We start from the raw sequence: 19,446 nt of genomic DNA on the forward strand, positions 1-19,446 counted from the left end.
GCCGACCCTCGATGCCATCCCGCCGCTGAGCACGGGCCGGCGCGGTCGACCGCGCCGACGCCCCGACAAGCTGCACGCCGACAAGGCCTACGAGGCCAAGGCGCGCCGCCAGGAGTGTCGGGCGCGTGGGATCGTCCCACGCATCGCCCGCAAAGGCATCGAGAGCAGCCAAAAGCTCGGCCGCCACCGCTGGGTCGTGGAGCGCACTCACGCTTGGTTCAACCGCTTCCGCCGCCTGCCCGTCCGCTACGAGCGCCGCGCCGACATCTACGACGCCTTCACCACCCTCGCAGCCAGCCTCATCACCCTCAACCAGATCAGACGGTTCTGTTAGGCGCTCTAAAACGAGTCGAAGCCCGGATTGTAGCCGAAGGTTTCCGTCGAGGTCCCCGGAGCGTAGGAAATCGACTCGTTCAAGGTTTGGACGCCCCGATCATTCAGCTGCTCGCGGCTGATCACGGTGACCGACTGGGGCGTCTCAATGAGGGGGTATTGGTTTTCGTTGCCGAAGGACTGATTCTGGCCGTGTAGCCGACGATCCCGCTCGGTCCGCCGCCGCTGGTGGCAGAGCCGTCCTGGTTCGTTCCTGCATTCGCCCGAGTCGTGCCCTCGACCGACAGCTCATCGAGCACCACCGAACTTGCCGAATCCGAACCGAGTTGGACGTAGCGCGGATTGACGAGCGTGATCGTCGAGCTTCCGGCCATCCGGTAGGTCAAGCCCGTCCCATCGAGCAACGCGGCCAGGGCCTCCAGCGGCCGAAACTCACCCTCGACGCCCCGCGTGGACAGATTCTCGGTCAGCGAGGTCTCGTAGGCGAGCCTGAGGGAGACCTGCTCCTCCAAGGCTTTCAAGGCGGGCTCGAGCGCGCCCGACGCGATCGACACGCGGACGCGGACCTTGGAGGAATCCGCAGGGAGGCGGGCGACGTCGGAGGTGGCCGGGATGAGGCTGACCCGCTCCCCGGTGCCGAGAAGCGGCCGTTCCGCTGCGTTGTCCTGAGCTGCGAGGGCATGGTTCATCGCGATCAGCGACGCGCTCGCCAGCGCCGACCGCCAGAACATGGCCCCTCGGATCCGCTTCGCCATCTCGTGCCCTCGTCATCCGCGAGGACCGCGTGTTCGACGTTTTCTGTCGGCCCTCCCCGAGGAAGACCGCCGAGGCCGGAAAAACCGAACCTGCTCCGGCAGATTTTCTGGGTGGTCACGTCATGAAGCGGCCCGAACGAGCACGAGCAGCGGGGTCACATGGATGATCTTCAGTCTCATGCTCGCTGCCAGGACGGCCAGCGCGTCGTCGGTATCGCGGAGATTGAGCGTGCCGGTGAATTGCCGGGCGCCTTGGGTGGCATCGAGCAACACGATGCGGCCGTGCCGATAGCGATTGAGGTCGGCCAGGATGGCCGAAAGCGGCCGGCCGGCGGCCACGAGCCTGCCGTTGCGCCAAGCGATGGTCCGCTCGACATCGGCGCGCTGAAGCACCAGCCGGTCGTCCGCCGCGCGGCGGGCGACTTCACCGGCTCCGATCGCCGTGCCCGCCTCCCCGATCGTGGCGTTCACGCGGCCCTCGGCGACGCCCACCGGCACGGCGTTGCGATCGGCACGGACGAAGAATCGCGTTCCCACGGCCCGCACCGTCAGGCCGGGGCCGTGCACGACGAACGGCCGGTCGGGATCGGGAACGACATCGAACACCGCCTCGCCGCGGAGGAGTTCGACCCCGCGCTCGCTCGGTGTGAAGCGCAGCGCCACCGCCGTGTCGGTGTCGAGATCGATCCGGCTGCCATCCGCCAGCACGGTCGTCTCGATGCCTCCGACCCCGGTCCACAGATCGGCGCGCCACCGATCGAGCAGCCCGATTTCGTAAGCGGCCAGGGCGGACAGACCCAGCGCTACGGCGATGGACGCGGGGCCCTTTGGCGGCTTCCGCCGACGGTCGCGCGGATCAGGGACCCGGCCCATCGTGCGATGCCAATCTTCCAACTCCGCATACGCCTCGGCATGAGTCGGATCGGCCGAGCGCCAGACCGCGAAGGCCGCCCGGTCGTCGTCGGTCGCGTCGGCCGAGGACAGGCGCGCCACCCAGACCGCGGCCTCGAAACGGATCGGATCGTGCTCGGCCTCATCCGCGTCTTCGGGTCCGCCGCACTCGTCCATGGCCACCCGCCGCCGCCCTTTCCGATAGAAACCGGCGTCGCCGGAGGAACCGGCCGTGGCCGATCAAAAAAAATCGCGGCAGCGCCGATGGGTCTCGAGCACCGCCTTGGCCACGTGCTTCTCGACCATGCGCTGGCTGATCCCGAGCCGGGCCGCGATCTCTCCGTTGGTGAACCCATCGAAGGCGCTGAGCAGGAACGCCTCACGGCAGCGGGGCGGCAACTCGTCGATGGCGGCGGCAACCAAGCGCAACTGCTGACGCGCGATCACCTGCTGCTCGGTGCGCACCTGCTCGTCCGTGATGCCGGCAAGGTCGAAATGGGTTGCCGAACGGAAGAGGCTCGCCTCGAAGCGGCGCCTCTTGCCGAGGCTGAGCGCGACGTTGCGCGCGACGAAGAACAGGAAGACCCGCGGCTGCTCGATCTCGGTTCGGCTGAGCGCCCTGACCAGCCGCAGGTAGGTCTCCTGGCGGGCATCGGCCGCGTCGGCCGCGTTGCCGAGCAGGCGCTGCAGGAAACGCTGGAGGGCCGCCCCGTCACTCCGATGCAGCGCATCGACCGAAACCGCCTCCATGCCCCGTGCTCCAACCGATCCGGATCATCGCCCCACGGCTTGATCTCCCGAGGAGGGGCACAAAAGGACTTGCGGCGAAATATGCAAGATTATTCAGTATTTTATATGCCTTCTAAGGTGTGCCGAACCGCCGCCGGCAAGCCCTTGGACTATGACCGAAAACGAAGAGCGAGGCGGCAGGATGCCGGGGGAGCAAAGGTTTCCCGTTCCTGGTTTTCGTCAGGGGGTGCATCATTTGAGCAACAACCCGGTCGCATCGCTTAAATCTATGGCTGCAGGGGCGCGGATAGTTTCATTTTCGATTGTCGAAAGTCCGAGCGAAGGCCGGCTATACCAAGTCGGAAGACATCGTCGCGTTTCGATCGAAGCGTGACGGCCGATGGGAGCGCCGACGGCTCTACACGTGAATCGGCATCGTCGTCCGATCGGCCGCCTCACGGGTGGCTGATGCCGTCGTCGGGGCCGGTTCGTCGGTTAGAGCATCTGCCCGAAAGATGGTTTCCGGCTTTCGGGAAAAAGCTGATGCGGCTCAGTAAGCTAAAGGATCGTCCTGGATCCCGTATCCAGGACGATCCTTTAGCGACGACGCGGGAATGCGTGCCCATCCGCCGTCCGGGCGCGGGCCGTAGACCAGAAACTCGGCGGTGCCGAGATTGACCTCCTCGATCGCCTCGGGGGCGATGCCGTCGAGTTGCACCAGAAGGGCGCGCAGGGAATTGCCGTGCGCCACCACCAGGACCGAGGCGCCCGCCCGCAGCCGAGGCACGATGGTCCCCTCGAAGAACGGCCAGACCCGTTCGGCCGCCATGGCGAGGCTCTCGCCGCCCGGCGGCACCGCCGCGTAGGATTTGCGCCAGGAGCGGACCTGCTCGACGCCGAACTGGGCGCGGGCCTGCGTCTTGTTGAGGCCGGCGAGCGCCCCGTAATCGCGCTCGTTGAGCGCCGCATCCGCCACCACCGGCAGATCGGGCTGACCGAGCTCGGCGAGCAGCAGCGCCAGGGTGGTCCGGGCCCGCTGCAGACGGCTGGTGAAGGCGATGTCGAAATGCAGGCCCCGTTCCTTCAGGGCCCGCCCCGCGGCCTGCGCCTCGCCGACGCCGCGCGGTGTCAGGGCGGGATCGCGCACCCCCGAGAACAGGTCGCGCGCGTTGTCCTCGCTCTGCCCGTGCCGCATCAGCACCAGGGCCGGCGCCCGCTTGATCCCGTCCATGCGATTCCCCGTCCGCGGGGCGCTCCCGGCCCCGTCAGGTGCCCCTTTGCCTCAAGCGGGGCGGTGGAGCGAGGGGGATGAGCGACTCATCCCAAGCGGCACGGAACAGGACCGGTCGTCCTTTTCCGTGCGTCCGGCGGACGCCCGCCGCCCCGCCGTCGCGGGGGCCATCGGCGATGAGCAGGATCATCGCCGATTCATATAAGTGTCCCCGACAAAACTCCCGCTGCGCCGTCGCGCCCGGAGAGGACACCGGCCGTGAACGGGCGTTTTGTAAGGTGCTCTAACCACCCTGAAGGCTCTCGGCGAAATCGTCGGGCACCTCGCCGAAGGCTTCGAGGATCGCGACGCTCTCCAGTTCGCCGGTCTCGTCGTCGGCCACGATCTTCAGCGCCGCCGCGCCGGGGAGCCGGCCGGACACCGCCTGCGCCTTCTTGAGGGCGCCGCTCTCGGTGCCGACGACCTCCTTCGTCCCCGGCACCAAGCGCTTGCGCTTCAGCTCGAACGCCTGAACGACGTAGGTGGTCTTCATGGCCATGGCCGTTCTCCGCATCGACGCGTCTCGTCCCTCCCTCTCACGCGGCGGGCGCGAAAGCGATGGCGACGCTGTCGCGCGGCGGCGCTATGTGGAGAACGCGCAAATCTCCGCGCGCCCCGGGGCGGCCGTCGTGTTCAGGCGTCGAAACGCGTTCATCCGGTCGAGCCTGCAGGCGCGGCTCGTCGCCCTCTGGATCGCGCTGCTGGCCTCGGCGGCGGCGACCGCCTACCTGCTCTACGGCCTCTACACCCAATCGACCGCGGTGCAGATCTCGCAGGCGGAGATCGCCGTGGGCCGGGCCTGCCGCGAGATCATCGACCGCTACACCGTGCTCGTCCGCAAGGGCGAGGAGCCGGGGGGCGACCTCGCCGGGCTCGTCGCCGGGGCGCTGGCGCGCTGGCCCGGCATCGAGGGCGGGGTCTGGAGCGCCGAATCCGGCTCGCTCGCCTATGCCTTCCCGAGCTACGAGGGATCGGGCCCGAAAACCGATCTGCCGCAGGCGGAGAGCGAGACGATCCGTGCCGTCAACGCCGAATCGCGCCAGCTCGGCCGCTCGGTCGTGACCCACCGGGTCAGCCGGACGCAGGCGCTTCTGGTGCAGGCCTGCCCGCTGCCCGGCCGATCCCCCGGCCTCACCGGCTGGACAATGACGCGGGCCCACGTCAACGACGGCCCGGCCTATACCCGCTTCCTCGCGGCCCTCGGCTTCCTCGCCGTGGCGGTGGTCGGCGCGGCCGCCTTCCTGGGGCATTTCCTCTACGGCTATGCCCGCCGCATCGCCCGGCTGGAGGCGGCGCTCGCCATCCCCGAGCGCGAGGGCGCCGACCTCGCCCATCTCGACCGCACCGGCGAGCGCGAGTTGGACCGCCTGGTGGACGCCCTCAATGCCGCGGGCGGGCGCCTGCGCGAGGCCCGCGAACAGGCACTGGCCGCCGAGCGCTTCGCGGCTTTGGGGCGGCTGAGCGCCGACATCGCCCACGAGATTCGCAATCCCATCGCGGCCATGCGGCTCAAGGCCGAGAACGCGCTCGCCACCGGGGATCCGGAGCGGGCGGCGACCGCCCTGCGCACGATCCTCGGCCAGATCGGCCGGGTCGAGACCCTGGTGCGCGACCTCCTCCATCTCACCCAGCCGCGCCCGCTCCTGCGCGAGCCGACCGACCTGCGCCGGCTCCTCGCCGAGTGCGCCCAACTCCACGAGGATCAGGCGCGTACCCGCGCGATCCGCATCCGCGTCGAGACCGACGCGCTCCCCGCGGCCGAGCACCCGCATCTCGACCGCACCCAAGTGCAGCGGGCGCTCGACAACCTCCTGCTCAATGCGCTCCGCCACGCGCCGCCCGGCAGCGCGGTGACGGTCTCGGCCCGCCGCGTGCTGCGCGACGGCACGGCCCGGCTCGACCTGCGGGTCTCGGACGAGGGCCCCGGCATCGATCCGGCGATCCGCCCGAGCCTGTTCGAACCCTTCGTCACCGGCCGCTCGGACGGGACCGGGCTGGGCCTCGCCATCGTCCGCAAGATCGCCCGCGCGCATCGCGGCGAGGCCCGGCTGCTCGACACCGGCCCGGCGACCGCCTTCCTCCTGGATCTGCCATGGCAACCGTCCTGATCGTCGACGACGACGACGCCCTGCGCGAGGGGCTCGCCGAGACCGTGTCCGATCTCGGCCACGAGCCCGTCCCGGCCCGCTCCGGCCGCGAGGCGGTGGCCGTGCTCGCCGGCCGTTCCGTCGCGGCGGTGTTCCTCGACCTGCGGATGCCGGGCGACCTCGACGGGATCGCGACGCTGGCGCAGATCCGCGCGCTGCCCGCCCCGCCGCCGGTCACGGTGCTGACGGCCTTCGCCAGCCCGGCCAACACCATCGAGGCGATGCGGCTGGGCGCCCACGACCATCTCACCAAGCCCATCGGCCGGGCCGACCTCGCCGCGGCCCTCGACGCGATGCTGCTCTCGGTCCGCAACGAGGCCGGGACGGCCGACGCGCCGGAGGCGGGGAGCGGGCTGATCGGCACCAGCGAAGCGATGCGGCGGGTGCAGAAGGCCATCGGTCTAGTGGCCGATTCCGCCGCCACCATCCTGATCCAGGGCGAGACCGGCACCGGCAAGGAAGAGGTCGCCCGCGCCCTCCACGCCTTCTCGGGCCGCCGGGACCGCCCGTTCGTGCCGGTCAATTGCGCGGCGACCCCGGCGGAGCTGTTGGAAAGCGAGCTGTTCGGCCATGTCCGCGGCGCGCTCGGCGGGACGACGATGGATCGGGCCGGCGCCTTCCACCTCGCCGAGGGCGGGACGCTGTTCCTCGACGAGATCGGCGACATGTCGCCGGTGATGCAGGCCAAGATCCTGCGGGTGATCCAGGATCGGATGGTCACGCCCGTCGGCGGCAGGCCCGGCCGCGTCGATGTCCGGCTGGTGGCCGCCACCCACCGCGACCTCCGGGCGATGGTCGCCGAGGGGGCGTTTCGCGCCGACCTCTATTACCGCCTCAACGTCGTGCCGCTCGCGCTGCCCCCCTTGCGCGAGCGGCAGGCCGACATCGTGCCGCTGGCCGAGCACTTCCTGGCCGCCTCGGGCAAGCGGCTGAGCGCCGCCGCCGCCGCGCGGCTCTCGGCGCATCGCTGGCCCGGCAACGTGCGCGAGTTGCGCAACACCGTGGAGCGGGCCGCCGTGATGGTGCGCGGCCGCCTGATCGAGGCCGCCGACCTCGATCTTCCCGCCGCCTCGGCCGAGGGACCGGACGGAGGCGAGGACCTCGACCTGCCCGGCGCCGTCGCCCGCCTGGAACGCACCATGATCGCCGCCGCCCTGCGCGCCGAGGGCGGCAACCGGACGAGGGCGGCCCGCCGCCTCGGCATCCAGCGCCAGCTCCTCTACGCCAAGATCGAGCGCTACGGCCTCGCCGCGGACCCGGATGCCGATCTGTCGGCGGATGCGACGGCCGATGTCGGGAAAGACGACGATTCCGATACGGCGGGCACTCCGTAAGCCGCAGGCCCGATAAAACATTCGTGTGCGGTGCCGCACGGGCCGGCGCCGCCGGAACCGCGCCCCGCCTCGCGCGTCGAGCCGGTCGCAACGGCCCGGCTCACGGGCCCGACGGGGCACGTCCTGGTCATGAACGGAACCGACGGCGCGAAGGGTGCTCATGCCCCCTTCGTCTTCGCGCATATCGGCGACCTGCATCTGGAGCAGCCGCACGACCCGAACGCCACCGACCTGCGCACCTGCCTCGCCGAAGTCGCGGGGCTGCACGCGAACGGCCTGATCGACTTCGCCTACCTGCCGGGCGACCTCGCCGAGAACGGGAAGGCGGCGGAATACGCGATCCTCGCCCAGGCGCTGGCGGCGCATCCCGAACTGCCGGTGCGGCCGATCGCGGGCGACCACGACCGCCAGCACGGCACCATGACCGATTTCGGCGCCTTCTTCGCGAAGGTGGCGGGCAGCCGCCGCGGCGGCGGGCACAACGCCGTGCCCAACCCGTTGAAGCGCCTGAACGGGCCGCAGACCATCGATCAATACTACTACGCCGAGACGCTCAACGGCGTGCGCTGCCTGTTCCTCGACATGGTCAGCGCCGGCTACGGCCAGGAGGGCTTCGGGCTCGACTTCCGGCTCGGTCCCCCCCAGCGCGCATGGCTCGAGGGCCAGCTCAAGGCGGCCGTCGATCAGGGCCAGCCCCTGGCGGTCTTCACCCATACCTACCCGGAGGATCTGAGCGACCGGGAGGAGCGGGCCGAACTCGCCGGCCTGATCCGCGGCTCGGGCGTGTGCCTCGTCGAGATGGGCCACACCCACTACAACGAGCTGGCGCACGATGGGCGCACCCTCTACGCCGCCGCCCGCTCGGTCGGGCAGAACGAGGACGGGTCGGTCGGCTACGCGGTGGCGGCGATCGACGGCGATGTCGTGAGCTGGCGCTTCAAGCCGCTCGACCGGGCCTTGCCCTTCGTGATGATCACGAGCCCGGCAGACCGGCGGCTGGCCACGGAGCCGCTGCCGAGCCAGCACATCGAGGTGCGCGCCCTCGTGCTGTCGAACCAGCCCCAGAGCGCGTGGTGCTGCGACGTGCGGATCGATGACGGCCCCGCCCAGCGCATGGTCCCGAACGGCCCGCGCACGGTCCACGCGCGGGTTCACTGGCCCGAGGGCGCGCGCCGCCTCTCCGTCACCGTGACCGACGGCACCACCCACCCGCGCAAGCCGGGCAGGCTCCTCACCGACACCGACACCATCGAGCCGGTCGGACGGACCTTCGTGCGGCCGCTCCCGCAGGTGCGGCCCGGCAGCGATGCCGGCCGGGTCGAGGCCTGGCCGGAAAAGGGCGTCCGCGGCGACCAGCTCGGCCCCAACCGCGTCGGACGGCACTGGTAGACCGCTCTCCCTTCCAACCAAGGACGAAGACCCACGATGGGCGCGCTCACCCTCACACCCAACCTCGCGACCTGGGGCATCGCCGCGCTCGCGACCCTCGGCGTGATCCTGCGGCCGTTCTCCTGGCCCGAGGCGATCTGGGCGGTGCTCGGCGCCGCCGCCCTCGTGGCGCTCGGCCTGCTCGCCCCCGGCACCGCGTGGGAGGGCGTGCTGAAGGGGACGGACGTCTACCTGTTTCTGGTGGGCATGATGCTGCTCTCCGAGATCGCCCGGAAGGAGGGCCTGTTCGACTGGCTCGCCTCGCACGCGGTGCGCGCCGCCAAGGGCTCGGCGACGCGGCTCTTCCTGCTGATCTACGTCGTCGGCACGGTGGTGACGGTGTTCCTGTCGAACGACGCCTGCGCCGTGGTGCTGACGCCGGCCGTCTTCGCCGCCACCAAGGCGGCGGGCGTGAAGCAGCCGCTGCCCTACCTCTTCATCTGCGCCTTCATCGCCAACGCGGCGAGCTTCGTGCTGCCGATCTCGAATCCGGCCAACCTCGTCGTCTTCGCCGAGCACATGCCGCCGCTGGGCCGCTGGCTCGCCGTGTTCACGCTCCCCTCCGTGCTGGCGATCGTCACGACCTACGCGGTGCTGCGCCTCACCCAGAACGCCCGGCTCAAGGCCGAGACGGTGGCGACCGACGTGGAGACGCCCACTTTGAGCTTCGGCGGCAAGGTCGCCGGCCTCGGCATCGTCGCCACGGGCGCGGCGCTCATCGCGGCCTCGGCGGCCGGCATCGAACTCGGCCTGCCGACCTTCGTCGCGGGCATCGCGACCACGCTCGTCATCGTCCTGATCAACCGCGGCGGCCTCGTCGAGGTCGCGCGTGACGTGTCGTGGAGCGTGCTGCCGCTGGTGGCGGGCCTGTTCGTGCTGGTGGAGGCGCTCGAAAAGACCGGCGTGCTCCAGATGCTCGCCGACCTCCTGAAGCGCACCGCCGAAGGCGATCCGACGCTCGCCGCCTGGGCCGGCGGCGCCATCGTCGCGCTCGGCTCCAACCTCGTGAACAACCTGCCCGCGGGCCTCTTGGCAGGCGCGGCGGTGCAGGCCGCCCACGTGCCGGAAAAGGTCGCGGGCGCGATCCTGATCGGCGTCGATCTCGGGCCGAACCTCTCGGTCACCGGCTCGCTCGCCACCATCCTGTGGCTCACCGCGATCCGGCGCGAGGGCCAGGACGTCTCGGCCTTCGCCTTCCTCAAGCTCGGCCTGCTGGTGATGCCGCCGGCCCTGATCCTGGCGCTCGGCGCCCTGCTCCTGATCTGATCGGACAAAGCCGTGAACGCCGCCCTGCTTTACCCTTTCATCATCGTGGCCGGCGCGCTCCAGGCGCTCGGCAATTCCATGAACGCGCAGCTGCGCGGCCATCTGGTCAATCCGTTCCTGGCGGCCTCGGTCTCGTTTCTGCCGATCGTCTTCGTCTTCGCGACGCTGTTCCTCGTGATGCCGACCCCGCTCCCGAGCGCGGAGAATCTTTCCGCCATGCCGTGGTACGCGCCGCTGGGCGGCGTCGCCGGGGCGGTGGCGGTGTTCGGCGGCCTCGCCTTCGTGGACAAGGTTGGCGCCGGCCCGTTCAACGGCCTGACGCTCACGGCCAACATCCTGACCTCGCTCGCCCTCGACGCCTTCGGCCTGTTCGGCCTGCAGGGCGGCGGCTTCAAGCTCATGCCCTGGCTCGGCGGCCTGCTGATGGTGGTGGGCGTCACCTTCATCGCCCGCGTCACCCCCGACAAGGACGCCTCGAAGGATTCCGGCCACGGCCTCAACCCGCGCCTGCTCTATCCCTTCATCGTCGTGGCGGGCGCGCTCCAGGCCATCGGCGTCGTGCTGAACGCGCAGCTGCGCGGGGCGCTGATCAATCCCTGGCTCGCCGCGCTGGTCTCGTTCATCCCCGTCGTGTTCGTGTTCGTGCTGGTGTTCCTGCTGCGCCCCAAGCCCCTGCCGCAGCGGGCCGACATCGAAGGCGTGCGCTGGTGGATGCCGCTCGCCGGGCTGACCGGTGCGGTCGCGGTCTTCGCGGGCCTGCTGTTCGTCGACAAGGTGGGGGCCGGCGCCTTCAACGGCCTGCTGATCACGGCGAACCTCCTCACCTCGGTCGCGCTCGACCATTTCGGCTGGCTCGGCATGAAGCAGGTGCGGGCCGGCGCCTCGCGGCTCGGCGGCGCCGCGCTGATGGTCGCCGGCATCGTCCTGATCTCGGTGTTCTGAGGGCCGATGCCGGCCGACCTGTCCTGGCTGCTGCGCAAGGAGGCGCTGGTCGGTGCCGGCGTCGTCGTGCTGGCGGCGAGCGGCGCCGCCGCGTGGTACCTGCTGCAAGCCAGCGTGCTCACCATCGCGGTGGCCCCGCGCGACGGCACCGAGCCGGAGCTGATCAAGGCCTATGCCGACGCGCTCGATTCGGCGGGCGAGGGCGTGCGCCTGCGGATCCTCTCCTTCGACGACGTGCGCGAGAGCGCCGCCGCGCTCCAGGACGGGCGCGCCGACCTCGCCGTGGTCCGCCCCGACGTGCTCCTGCCGACCAACGGCCTGACGCTGGCGATCCTGCGCGATCAGGCGATGATCGTCGCCTCGCCCGATCACGCGCCGATCCAGGAGTTTCCCAAGCTCGCGGGGAAGCGCCTCGGCATCGCCGCGCACCGGGAGGCGGATTTCGCCCTGCTGAAGAGCCTGCTCGGCTATTACGGCCTGACGCCGGAGATGGATGCGGGCGGCCCGAGCCGCGACCGCACCGTCCATCTCGTACGGGTCGATCAGGAGGCGGTGGGGGCCAGTTTCCGCGACAGGCGGATCGACGCCTTCGTCAGCATCATCGCGCCCTCCGCCCCGAAGGCCCTGGCGCTGATCGGCGCCGTCCGCTCCGTCGCCCGGCACGGCAAGGTCGCCTTCGTCGCGGTCGAGGACGACGGCGCGGTGATCGAGCGCTTCCCGCGGCTGCAATCCGTGACCGTGCCGGGCGGCCTGTTCGGCGGCGATCCTAAGCTCCCGGCCGACGACGTGAAGACGGTCGGCGCCTCCTACCGGCTGATGGCGCGGGCCACGCTGAGCCGGGCGGTCGCGGCGGACATCACGCAGCAATTCTTCGAGAAGCGCACGGCGGCAGCGGCGAAGACGGATGCCGCCGAGTACATCCAGGCGCCGGCCTACGACACCACCGCGGCGGCCACGAGTGCGCGCATCCCGATCCATCCCGGCGCGATCGACTATTTCGAGCGCGAGCAGCACGGCTTCGTCGAGCGCTACGGCGATACCCTCTATCTGCTGGGCGCCATCGCGGGCGGCCTCGTCTCGGTGCTGGCCTGGATCCGCCAGCGCCTCGCGGCTCTGCGCCGCGAGCGCATCGACGAGATCATGGACCGGCTGCTGGCCCTGATCGGGCTGGCCCGCGCCGCCAGCAGCGCCCGCGCCCTCGACGGTCTCGCCGCGGAAGTCGATGGGCTGGCCGCCGACGCCGTGCGCTACGCCCGCGAGCGCGACCCCGACGCCCGCACGATGTCGGCGCTGTCCATCGCCATCGAGACCGCCCGCGCGACCCTGGCCGACGGCCGCCGCCGGATCGCTCCGTCCCCCTTCGACCGTTCCCCGCCCGAGGCCTCGGCCTTGGCGCGCATTCCACGAGAGGCCCCGCCCCGATGACGACCGAGCTGCCGACCTGCCGCGACGATCAGCGGGCCGATCCGTGGCACGGGCTCATACCAACCGGCACGGAACAGGATCGATGGTCCCCTTCCGTGCGTCCGGCGGACGCCCGCCGCCCCGCCGTCGCGGGGGCCATCGGCGATGCGTCCGGATCATCGCCGATGGGTATCATGGGTGCGCAGACGGCCGCACAGATGGCCGCGCAGATCGCCGGTCTTCTGGGGCGGTCCGGCCGGGCGGGCTGCGCCGCCGCCGACATCCCGGCCCACCTGACCGGGCCCCTGCGGGACCATTACGGTCCGGTCGCGGACGCGCCGCTGCCCGAGGCCCTGGCCGCGTTGCTGCGGCGGTTCGAGACCGGGACGCGCCGACGGGCCGACGCGACCGTGCGCGACGCCCTGGTGGCCTGCGTGCCGGCCTTGCGGGTCTTCGCCCTGTCGCTGTCCGGCAATCCGGCCCGCGCCGAGGATCTGGTGCAGGAGGCCCTGGTGCGGGCCTGGGCGAACCGGGAAAAGTTCGTGCCCGGCACCAACTTCTCCGCCTGGATCTTCACGATCCTGCGCAACCATTTCTACAGCGAGTGCCGCCGCAAGCGCCGCGAGGTCGAGGACGCGGAGGGCCATCACGCCGCCTCCCTGACGACGCCCGCCGAACAGGAGCACGCCGTCGTTCTCGGCTCGGTGATGGCGCTGATCGGGACGCTCCCGGCGCCGCAACGTCAGGCGCTCCTCCTCGTCGGCGCCGACGGCCTCACCTACGAGGAGGCCGCCGCCCGCCTCGATTGCCAGGTCGGCACCGTGAAGAGCCGGGTGAGCCGCGCCCGCCGCTTTCTGGCCGAGAGCCTGGGTCGGCGTGGGGAGGAGGGGGGCGAGGAGGCGTAAGGCCATTCTCGCGCGATCACTCCGGCAGCCCCGTGCATCTCCTCTCCCGGCACGCGGGGAGAGGGGAACCCGCCTGAAGCCGATGCGATCGGTCCTGCTGCCGTCGAAACGAAAACGCCCCCGGTCGCGACAGCAACCGAGGGCGATCGTCGAGCCTTCCGGACGCCCCCCGGAATGACCGGGAGGCGCCGACGAGAGACTTAGTTGTTCGGCAGAGCGAAGACGGTGAGCTGACCGCCGAGGTTGGTGTAGCTCGACAGGGCGGCGTAGCCACCCACCGCGCCGAGACCAGCGTTCGGGTCGGTCAGACCGGCCGCGAGGCCGATGCCGGCCCAGCCGCCGACGCCCGACAGGACGCCCACGTACTGCTTGCCCTTGTGCTCGTAGGTCATCACGTTGCCGATGATGCCCGACGGGGTCTTGAACTTGTACAGCTCCTTACCCGTCTTCGAGTCGACCGCCTTCAGGTAACCTTCGAGCGTGCCGTAGAACACCACGTCGCCCGCCGTCGCCAGCGCACCGCACCAAACCGAGAACTGCTCGGGGTTCGACCACTTGATCTTCCCGTTCACGCCGTCCCAGGCGATGAAGTTGCCCATGCCGCCGTGCGAGCCGGGGGCCGGGTACATCGACAGGGTCGCGCCGACATAGGGCTGGCCCGGGGTGTAGGTCACCTTGAAGGGCTCGTAGTCCATGCAGACGTGGTTGGTCGGAACGTAGAACAGCTGGGTCTTGGGCGAGTAGGCTGCCGGCTGCTGATCCTTGGTGCCCAGCGCCGCCGGGCAGATGCCCTTGGAGTTCACGTCCTCGCCGTTCTGCTCGGTCGAGTACTTCGACACGACCAGCGGACGGCCGTAGGTCTTCGAACCCTTGTCCATGTCGATCTTGCTGGCCCAGTTCACCACCGGATCGTACTTCTCGGCGACCAGCAGGGCACCGGTGTCGCGGTTCAGCGTGTAGCCGAAGCCGTTACGGTCGAAGTGGGTCAGGAGCGGCTGCTCCTTGCCGTCGATCTTCTGATCCGTGAGGATCATCTCGTTGATGCCGTCGTAATCCCACTCGTCGTGGGGGGTCATCTGGTAGACCCACTTGGCCTTGCCGGTATCGGGGTTACGCGCCCAGATCGTCATCGACCACTTGTTGTCGCCCGGACGCTGCGTCGGGTTCCAGGTCGAGGGGTTGCCCGAGCCGTAATAGAACAGGTCGAGCTTCGGGTCGTAGGAGAACCAGCCCCAGGTGCAGCCGCCGCCCTGCTTCCACTGATCGCCTTCCCAGGTCTTCAGCGAAGCGTCCTTCTCGACCGGCTTGCCGAGCTCGGTGGTCTTGCCGGCCTCGATCAGGGTCTGATCGTCCGGGCCCATCGAGTAGCCGCGCCAGATCCTCTTGCCATCCTTGAGCGAATAGGCGGTGACGTGGCACTGCACGCCGAACTCGCCGCCGGCGATGCCGACGATGACCTTGTCCTTCACCGGAATGACGGTGGCGGTGTTGGTCTCGCCGCGGGACGGATCGCCGTTCTTGACCGACCAGTTCACCTTGCCGGTCTTGGCGTCGAGGGAGACGACGGTGGTGTCGGCCTGATGCAGGATGATCGCGCCGTCGGCATAGGCCAGACCGCGGTTGACGGTGTCGCAGCACATCACCGGGATGACCGCCGGGTCCTGCTTCGGCTCGTACTTCCACACGATCTTGGCGCCGTCGTCGAGGTCGAGGGCGTAGACGATGTTCGGGAAGGGGGTGTGGACGTACATGAGGTTGCCGACGACGAGCGGCGAGCCCTCGTGGCCGCGCAGCACGCCGGTCGAGAAGGTCCAGGCGACCTGGAGGTTCTTGACGTTGCTGGCGTTGATCTGATCGAGCCTGGAATAGCGGGTGTTGGCGTAATCGACCGTCTGAAGCGCCTGCTCCGCCGGGTTGGCGATGGCTTTGAGCACGCTGTCGTTGGCCAGGGCCGGGGTCGCCGCGGCGATGCCAGCGCCGAGGGCGAGAAGATGGACCGCTCTCATGGATTCCTCCGCATGAGGACCGGTTTCCGGCCGTGATCGAGCACGCGGTCGGACCGTCCTGCTGCCTGATGGTGATCGTTGTCGGTTATTGCCGGCTCGTCACCGGAGACGCTCCCGCCCGAGACCGGGACAGGATCGTTCGCCCCGCCGCCCCCCGCGCGACGGGAGACAATCGGATCGACGCGCGATCACATACGACGCCCCGATGAAAAGGCAATAATAAAAACATAAATGGAGCGGTTTTGTGCACTATATATCATAGATTAAGCTTTAACTGCAACAAATTTCCCAAACATTGCTCATTCTACCCGAGGCTATTTCCTTTTCTCCATGGAATTTGACTTATTCTCATCATGATTCCAGCCGCTCAACTTGGTTGACACGTCATCCTGCCTCGCCATAATGGCCCTGTTTGCGACTGGGATCGTCGTTGGCCTGAAGCATCGTGCCGAAGGACATCGCTCCGATCATGGCGGGGCCCTCGGGCCTCGCCTTTTTTATTTGATCAGTTCAAAATTCTTCTGCGCATTCTTTCGGCCGCCCGCAGGCGTCGGCCCATGGGGTTGCCCTTCGCGTGGGTGATCCATCCCGCCGCCATCGCCCGGCCGGGATCGGGCTTCGCCGCACCCGCGCCATGCTGTAGCGCTCGGCCCTGAATAAGCAGGGGAGGGGGCATGGCCGCGCGATTCCGAAAAAACCCGCCGCCGGGCGCCGACGCCTTGCCGCCGGACCGGGCCTTGGCCCATGCCTGCACGCTGCTCGCCGAGCACGGCTTTCACGAAGTCGCCCGCAACGAGCGCGGCGACAGCCTCTACCTCGCCCGCGGCGACGATCCGGGCCGCCTGCGCCTCTCGAACCACGCCCGGACCCCGAAGCAGCGGCGCGGCCATCCGGAGGTGCTGGCGAGCCTCGTCATCCGCCAGCCGCGCAACCCGGCGCAGATCGCCGCGATGGTCGAGGCGGCCCTGCGCGACGTCGCCGGCGGGCTGCGCCGCCGGGATCAGGCCGCCAGCGGCTCGGGCTCCGAAAACAACGCGAAGACCGGCTCCGGCTCCGCCTGAAGCCGGGCCACCAGGGCCGCCAGATCCTCGGGCAGATCGGGATCGCTCTCGAGCCCGAAGGCACAATCCAGGGCGGGCGTCACGCTGCGCAGGAATGCCGTCAGCGAGAGCCGGGGCCGCGCGTCGGAGGAGGCTGTCGAAGAAGCGGGCATGTCGTCCGAGGCACCGGTCGCGCGAGGTCCCGACGCTGCGCCGCGGCAGTTGAACCGTAGCTGAAAGCGCGGCCGTTCATCCGCCCCGGCCCGCGTCGCGGGCGAGTTCCTCGGGGACAAGTGTCGCCGCGTCCTGGCGGGCCGTGATGGCGGCCAGATCGACCGGCGCGTCGTCCCAGGCGTCGATTCCGACATCACAGGATCGAGTAGTCTCGGGCAGGGTCGCATGAGTGTGCCCGAACAGATGGCGGGTTCCCCGCCACAATCCGGGCCAGGCCCGGTGCGCGTAATGCGCCAGAAACAGCCGGCAGGGCTGGCCATCGGCGCCCCGCAGACTCACCCGCGCGCTCTCCACCGGCGGATCGGCCCAATCCAGGCGCAGCACCCGGTTGCTGTCGTGGTTGCCCCGCACCAGCCGCTTCACCCCGTTGAGCCGGGCGAACACCGCGGCGCAATGGGCCGGGTCGGCATGGGCCGCGAAATCACCGAGATGCCACACCTCATCCCCTTGTGAAACCACGGCATTCCAGCGGGCGATCAGGGCCTCGTCATGCGCCTCGATGCTCGGATAGCGGCCCCCGCGCTGACGCAGGATATGGGTGTCGCCGAAATGGGTGTCGGCGGTGAAGTAGACGGCCATCAGCGGCTCCCTCGGGCCGGCGAGGTGGTGCAGGTCGAGCGAAGCGACAAGGCGGCGCGCCGCCGCGCCGGGTCAGAACCGGGTCGTCAGCACGTTCAGCCAATCGGGCGAAGCCTCGACCAGGACCGCCTCCAGCGACTTGTCGAAGCCCATCACCACCAAGAGCCCGACGACCACGAGAATCAGCCCGAGCCCCGCCTTCAGCCCCTGCCCGAGACGTATCAGCCCGCCCCGGGCCCGCAGCATCAGACCGCGCGAGAGCGTCCCCAGCACGAGGAGCGGCAAGCCTGCGCCGATCCCGAACACCGCCATGGTAGCGGCCACGGCCGCAAGGTCGCGGCCCTGCGCGGCCAGGAGCGAGGCCGCGCCGAGGGTCGGTCCGACACAGGGGCTCCAGATCGCGCCGAGCAGCAGGCCGAGGCCGAACTGCCCCGGCAGCCCGGCTCCCGCCCGCCCGCCGAAGCGGCGGTCGATCGCGTCGACCAGCGGTCCGGCCACCGCGGCAAGCCGCGCCTGGGCCACCGGCACCAGTAGGACGAGGCCGACGACGACCAGCAGCGCCGCGGCGACGCGCCGGACCACCACGCCGTCGAGGCCGATGGCGAAGCCCACGGTCGCCACGAACAGGCCGATCACCGTGAAGGACAGGGCGAGTCCCGCCGCCAGCGCCGCCGGCCCGAGCCGATGCTCGGCGGCCGCCGCGCCCAGCACCAGCGGCAGCAGCGGCAGCACGCAGGGCGACAGGACCGAGAGCAGTCCGGCCAAGCCGGCGAGCCCGAGCGTCGCGATCACAGGCAAGCTCCATCGAGACCGAGGGACGACGGCACACCGACGGAACCGTCCCCCCGGATCCGACATCCGGGACGACGTCCTTGGCCGAAAGGGAGGGGCAGGGGCTGCGACATGGCACATCCTATCCCGGAAGGCCACGCGCCCGATATCGCGCGTGTCGGCCACGCCCTTCACATGCGCGTCGATCGACGACCGGTCCCCCGGCCACGCATTTCCGCACCCGCCGCACATTGCCGAAACGAGGCGGCGGGATTCTATTGACGCCGCGCTCAAGCCAGCCTATCTGAGCGGCCAACGCCGAGCACGCGGGTCGTTCAACGATCTGCCCGACGCACCGGAGCTTCCGCTCCTCGTGTGGCGACGCTTCCGGTGGGGGATAGTTTAACGGTAGAACCGCGGACTCTGACTCCGCTAGTCCTGGTTCGAATCCAGGTCCCCCAGCCAATCTTTTTCACCCGCCCGGTCAGTGACTTGGCGGCTTTTTCATTGCCCGAAACGCGTTCCAGAAGGCTTGCAACACGCTGCAACGCGGGTGTTGGTTTTACAACGGGTTACGCCCGGCCGTCCGCGACTCCGCGCAACACGGATGGAACACGGGAACACGCGATAAGCAGCGCTCGCAAGACGGCCAAACCGCTCAGTTTTTCCTACCTTTATCTCGACGAGGCCGAGATTGCTCGGCCGATCCTCGGGTTAAAGAGGGCCAGGGCATGGAGCGGTCTCGCCATGGTGTTTGAACGGAGCGGTCTGCCGAAAGTGAATCCGATGATGGGGCGGCCGATACTGGCCCGCCGTGCGGAATTTTTCCCGACCGCTATAACCACAGTCATTTATTTCCAGCCGAAAGGATACGCCGCAATTGCCTCTCGCTGAGAATTACCTCGTTCGTCCACAGTATGTATAATTCAATTTCGCGCGCGGTGCCAAAATAATTCAAGGGCACCTCGCATTTCAGCCGGTCGAAGCGTCAAGCCGCAGCTGCGTACCGCACCTTGAGCGTGAGAGCCTTCTGGTCTTTCACGCTCCCGATGAGGCCGTTCGCACCCGAAACGCGACTTAGAGCGCCTAACAGAACGGCACGAAGCGGTGGATGGTGCGTTGGTGGGGCATGGCTCGCGCTCTGCTTCCCGACGATCTCTGGACGGAGATTGCCCCGCTCCTGCCGCCGCCTCGGCCGCGCCCGAAGGGCGGACGGCCTCCGATCGACAATCGGGCGGCGCTGACCGGCATCCTGTTCGTGCTGCGCTCCGGCCTACCCTGGGAGATGCTACCGGCCGAGATGGGCTGCGGGAGCGGCATGAGTTGCTGGCGGCGTCTGCGCGACTGGCAGGCAGCCGGCGTGTGGGCGCGGCTGCATCAGGTCCTGTTGGAGCGCCTGCACGCGGCCGGTG

21 protein-coding genes and 1 tRNA gene are annotated in these 19,446 nt (G+C 69.6%); 12 read left to right on the forward strand and 10 right to left on the reverse strand.

The features are described 5' to 3' along the window. The coding region (locus tag BM140_RS24230; RefSeq protein ID WP_165616490.1) for a transposase at positions 1 to 334 on the forward strand (334 nt) is incomplete at its 5' end. 5 nt (positions 335 to 339) lie between these two features. Here BM140_RS24230 and BM140_RS26670 read toward each other — a convergent pair. The 6 genes from BM140_RS26670 to BM140_RS24255 all read right to left on the reverse strand — a co-directional run bounded on the left by BM140_RS26670 (position 340) and on the right by BM140_RS24255 (position 4,477). Beyond that, positions 340 to 459 (reverse strand): hypothetical protein, encoded by a 120-nt coding sequence (locus tag BM140_RS26670; RefSeq protein ID WP_342030038.1) that lies wholly within the window; start codon positions 457 to 459, stop codon positions 340 to 342. After that, positions 456 to 1,088, reverse strand: coding sequence for an STN domain-containing protein (locus BM140_RS26495; RefSeq protein ID WP_342030039.1), 633 nt, complete (start codon positions 1,086 to 1,088; stop codon positions 456 to 458). The genes BM140_RS26670 and BM140_RS26495 overlap by 4 nt, the downstream gene beginning before the upstream one ends. Positions 1,089 to 1,208: 120 nt before the next feature. After that, positions 1,209 to 2,156: a FecR family protein gene (locus BM140_RS24240; protein WP_091951964.1), complete on the reverse strand. Its 948-nt coding sequence runs from the start codon at positions 2,154 to 2,156 to the stop codon at positions 1,209 to 1,211. A 63-nt stretch (positions 2,157 to 2,219) separates the two neighbouring features. Next, complete coding sequence (locus tag BM140_RS24245; protein WP_091951966.1) at positions 2,220 to 2,729, reverse strand: RNA polymerase sigma factor; 510 nt, start codon at positions 2,727 to 2,729, stop codon at positions 2,220 to 2,222. 529 nt (positions 2,730 to 3,258) lie between these two features. Next, positions 3,259 to 3,939 (reverse strand): 2,3-bisphosphoglycerate-dependent phosphoglycerate mutase, encoded by a 681-nt coding sequence (locus BM140_RS24250; protein ID WP_091951967.1) that lies wholly within the window; start codon positions 3,937 to 3,939, stop codon positions 3,259 to 3,261. Positions 3,940 to 4,222: 283 nt separating this feature from the next. Next, on the reverse strand, positions 4,223 to 4,477 hold the full coding sequence (locus BM140_RS24255; RefSeq protein ID WP_091951969.1) for a hypothetical protein: 255 nt from the start codon (positions 4,475 to 4,477) through the stop codon (positions 4,223 to 4,225). Positions 4,478 to 4,607: 130 nt separating this feature from the next. Between BM140_RS24255 and BM140_RS24260 the strand changes: the two genes are divergently transcribed. The 7 genes from BM140_RS24260 (at position 4,608) to BM140_RS24290 (ending at position 13,404) form a co-directional block, all read left to right on the forward strand. Further along, entirely contained in the window at positions 4,608 to 6,086 is a 1,479-nt protein-coding gene (locus BM140_RS24260) for a sensor histidine kinase (protein ID WP_244535624.1), read from the forward strand. Continuing rightward, positions 6,071 to 7,459 (forward strand): sigma-54-dependent transcriptional regulator, encoded by a 1,389-nt coding sequence (locus tag BM140_RS24265; protein ID WP_091951971.1) that lies wholly within the window; start codon positions 6,071 to 6,073, stop codon positions 7,457 to 7,459. The genes BM140_RS24260 and BM140_RS24265 overlap by 16 nt, the downstream gene beginning before the upstream one ends. 129 nt (positions 7,460 to 7,588) lie before the next feature. Next, on the forward strand, positions 7,589 to 8,848 hold the full coding sequence (locus BM140_RS24270) for a metallophosphoesterase family protein (protein ID WP_091951986.1): 1,260 nt from the start codon (positions 7,589 to 7,591) through the stop codon (positions 8,846 to 8,848). A gap of 36 nt (positions 8,849 to 8,884) precedes the next feature. Then, on the forward strand, positions 8,885 to 10,153 hold the full coding sequence (locus BM140_RS24275; protein ID WP_091951973.1) for an arsenic transporter: 1,269 nt from the start codon (positions 8,885 to 8,887) through the stop codon (positions 10,151 to 10,153). Positions 10,154 to 10,165: 12 nt separating this feature from the next. Then, positions 10,166 to 11,095, forward strand: a complete 930-nt coding sequence (locus tag BM140_RS24280; RefSeq protein ID WP_091951975.1) for a DMT family transporter — start codon at positions 10,166 to 10,168, stop codon at positions 11,093 to 11,095. Positions 11,096 to 11,101: 6 nt separating this feature from the next. Beyond that, positions 11,102 to 12,520 (forward strand): TAXI family TRAP transporter solute-binding subunit, encoded by a 1,419-nt coding sequence (locus tag BM140_RS24285; RefSeq protein WP_091951977.1) that lies wholly within the window; start codon positions 11,102 to 11,104, stop codon positions 12,518 to 12,520. 197 nt (positions 12,521 to 12,717) lie between these two features. Continuing rightward, on the forward strand, positions 12,718 to 13,404 hold the full coding sequence (locus BM140_RS24290; protein WP_091951988.1) for a sigma-70 family RNA polymerase sigma factor: 687 nt from the start codon (positions 12,718 to 12,720) through the stop codon (positions 13,402 to 13,404). Between the two features lie 200 nt (positions 13,405 to 13,604). On the opposite strand, the gene xoxF1 is transcribed toward BM140_RS24290, so the two are convergent. Continuing rightward, complete coding sequence (xoxF1, locus tag BM140_RS24295; protein WP_091951979.1) at positions 13,605 to 15,410, reverse strand: lanthanide-dependent methanol dehydrogenase XoxF1; 1,806 nt, start codon at positions 15,408 to 15,410, stop codon at positions 13,605 to 13,607. Positions 15,411 to 16,084: 674 nt separating this feature from the next. On the opposite strand from xoxF1, the gene BM140_RS24300 reads away from it, so the two are divergent. After that, positions 16,085 to 16,471 (forward strand): hypothetical protein, encoded by a 387-nt coding sequence (locus tag BM140_RS24300; RefSeq protein ID WP_091951981.1) that lies wholly within the window; start codon positions 16,085 to 16,087, stop codon positions 16,469 to 16,471. Here the strand turns inward: BM140_RS24300 and BM140_RS25590 are convergent. From BM140_RS25590 to BM140_RS24310, 3 genes are all read right to left on the reverse strand, one after another. Then, a complete protein-coding gene (locus tag BM140_RS25590) occupies positions 16,411 to 16,623 on the reverse strand; it encodes a hypothetical protein (RefSeq protein WP_131803956.1) in 213 nt (70 codons plus the stop codon). The genes BM140_RS24300 and BM140_RS25590 overlap by 61 nt on opposite strands. A 76-nt stretch (positions 16,624 to 16,699) precedes the next feature. Next, positions 16,700 to 17,263: a metallophosphoesterase gene (locus BM140_RS24305; RefSeq protein ID WP_091951983.1), complete on the reverse strand. Its 564-nt coding sequence runs from the start codon at positions 17,261 to 17,263 to the stop codon at positions 16,700 to 16,702. Positions 17,264 to 17,335: 72 nt separating this feature from the next. Then, positions 17,336 to 18,055, reverse strand: a complete 720-nt coding sequence (locus BM140_RS24310) for a cytochrome c biogenesis protein CcdA (RefSeq protein ID WP_091951984.1) — start codon at positions 18,053 to 18,055, stop codon at positions 17,336 to 17,338. A 370-nt stretch (positions 18,056 to 18,425) separates the two neighbouring features. On the opposite strand from BM140_RS24310, the gene BM140_RS24315 reads away from it, so the two are divergent. From BM140_RS24315 to BM140_RS24325, 3 genes are all read left to right on the forward strand, one after another. Then, positions 18,426 to 18,499 (forward strand) — tRNA-Gln (locus tag BM140_RS24315). Between the two features lie 27 nt (positions 18,500 to 18,526). Continuing rightward, positions 18,527 to 18,928 (forward strand): hypothetical protein, encoded by a 402-nt coding sequence (locus tag BM140_RS26500; RefSeq protein WP_244535625.1) that lies wholly within the window; start codon positions 18,527 to 18,529, stop codon positions 18,926 to 18,928. A gap of 235 nt (positions 18,929 to 19,163) precedes the next feature. Further along, on the forward strand, positions 19,164 to 19,446 hold a 283-nt coding region (locus tag BM140_RS24325), incomplete at its 3' end, for a transposase (protein ID WP_131803957.1).

Origin of the sequence: Methylorubrum salsuginis (assembly GCF_900114375.1) — a bacterium.
GTDB lineage: Bacteria > Pseudomonadota > Alphaproteobacteria > Rhizobiales > Beijerinckiaceae > Methylobacterium > Methylobacterium salsuginis.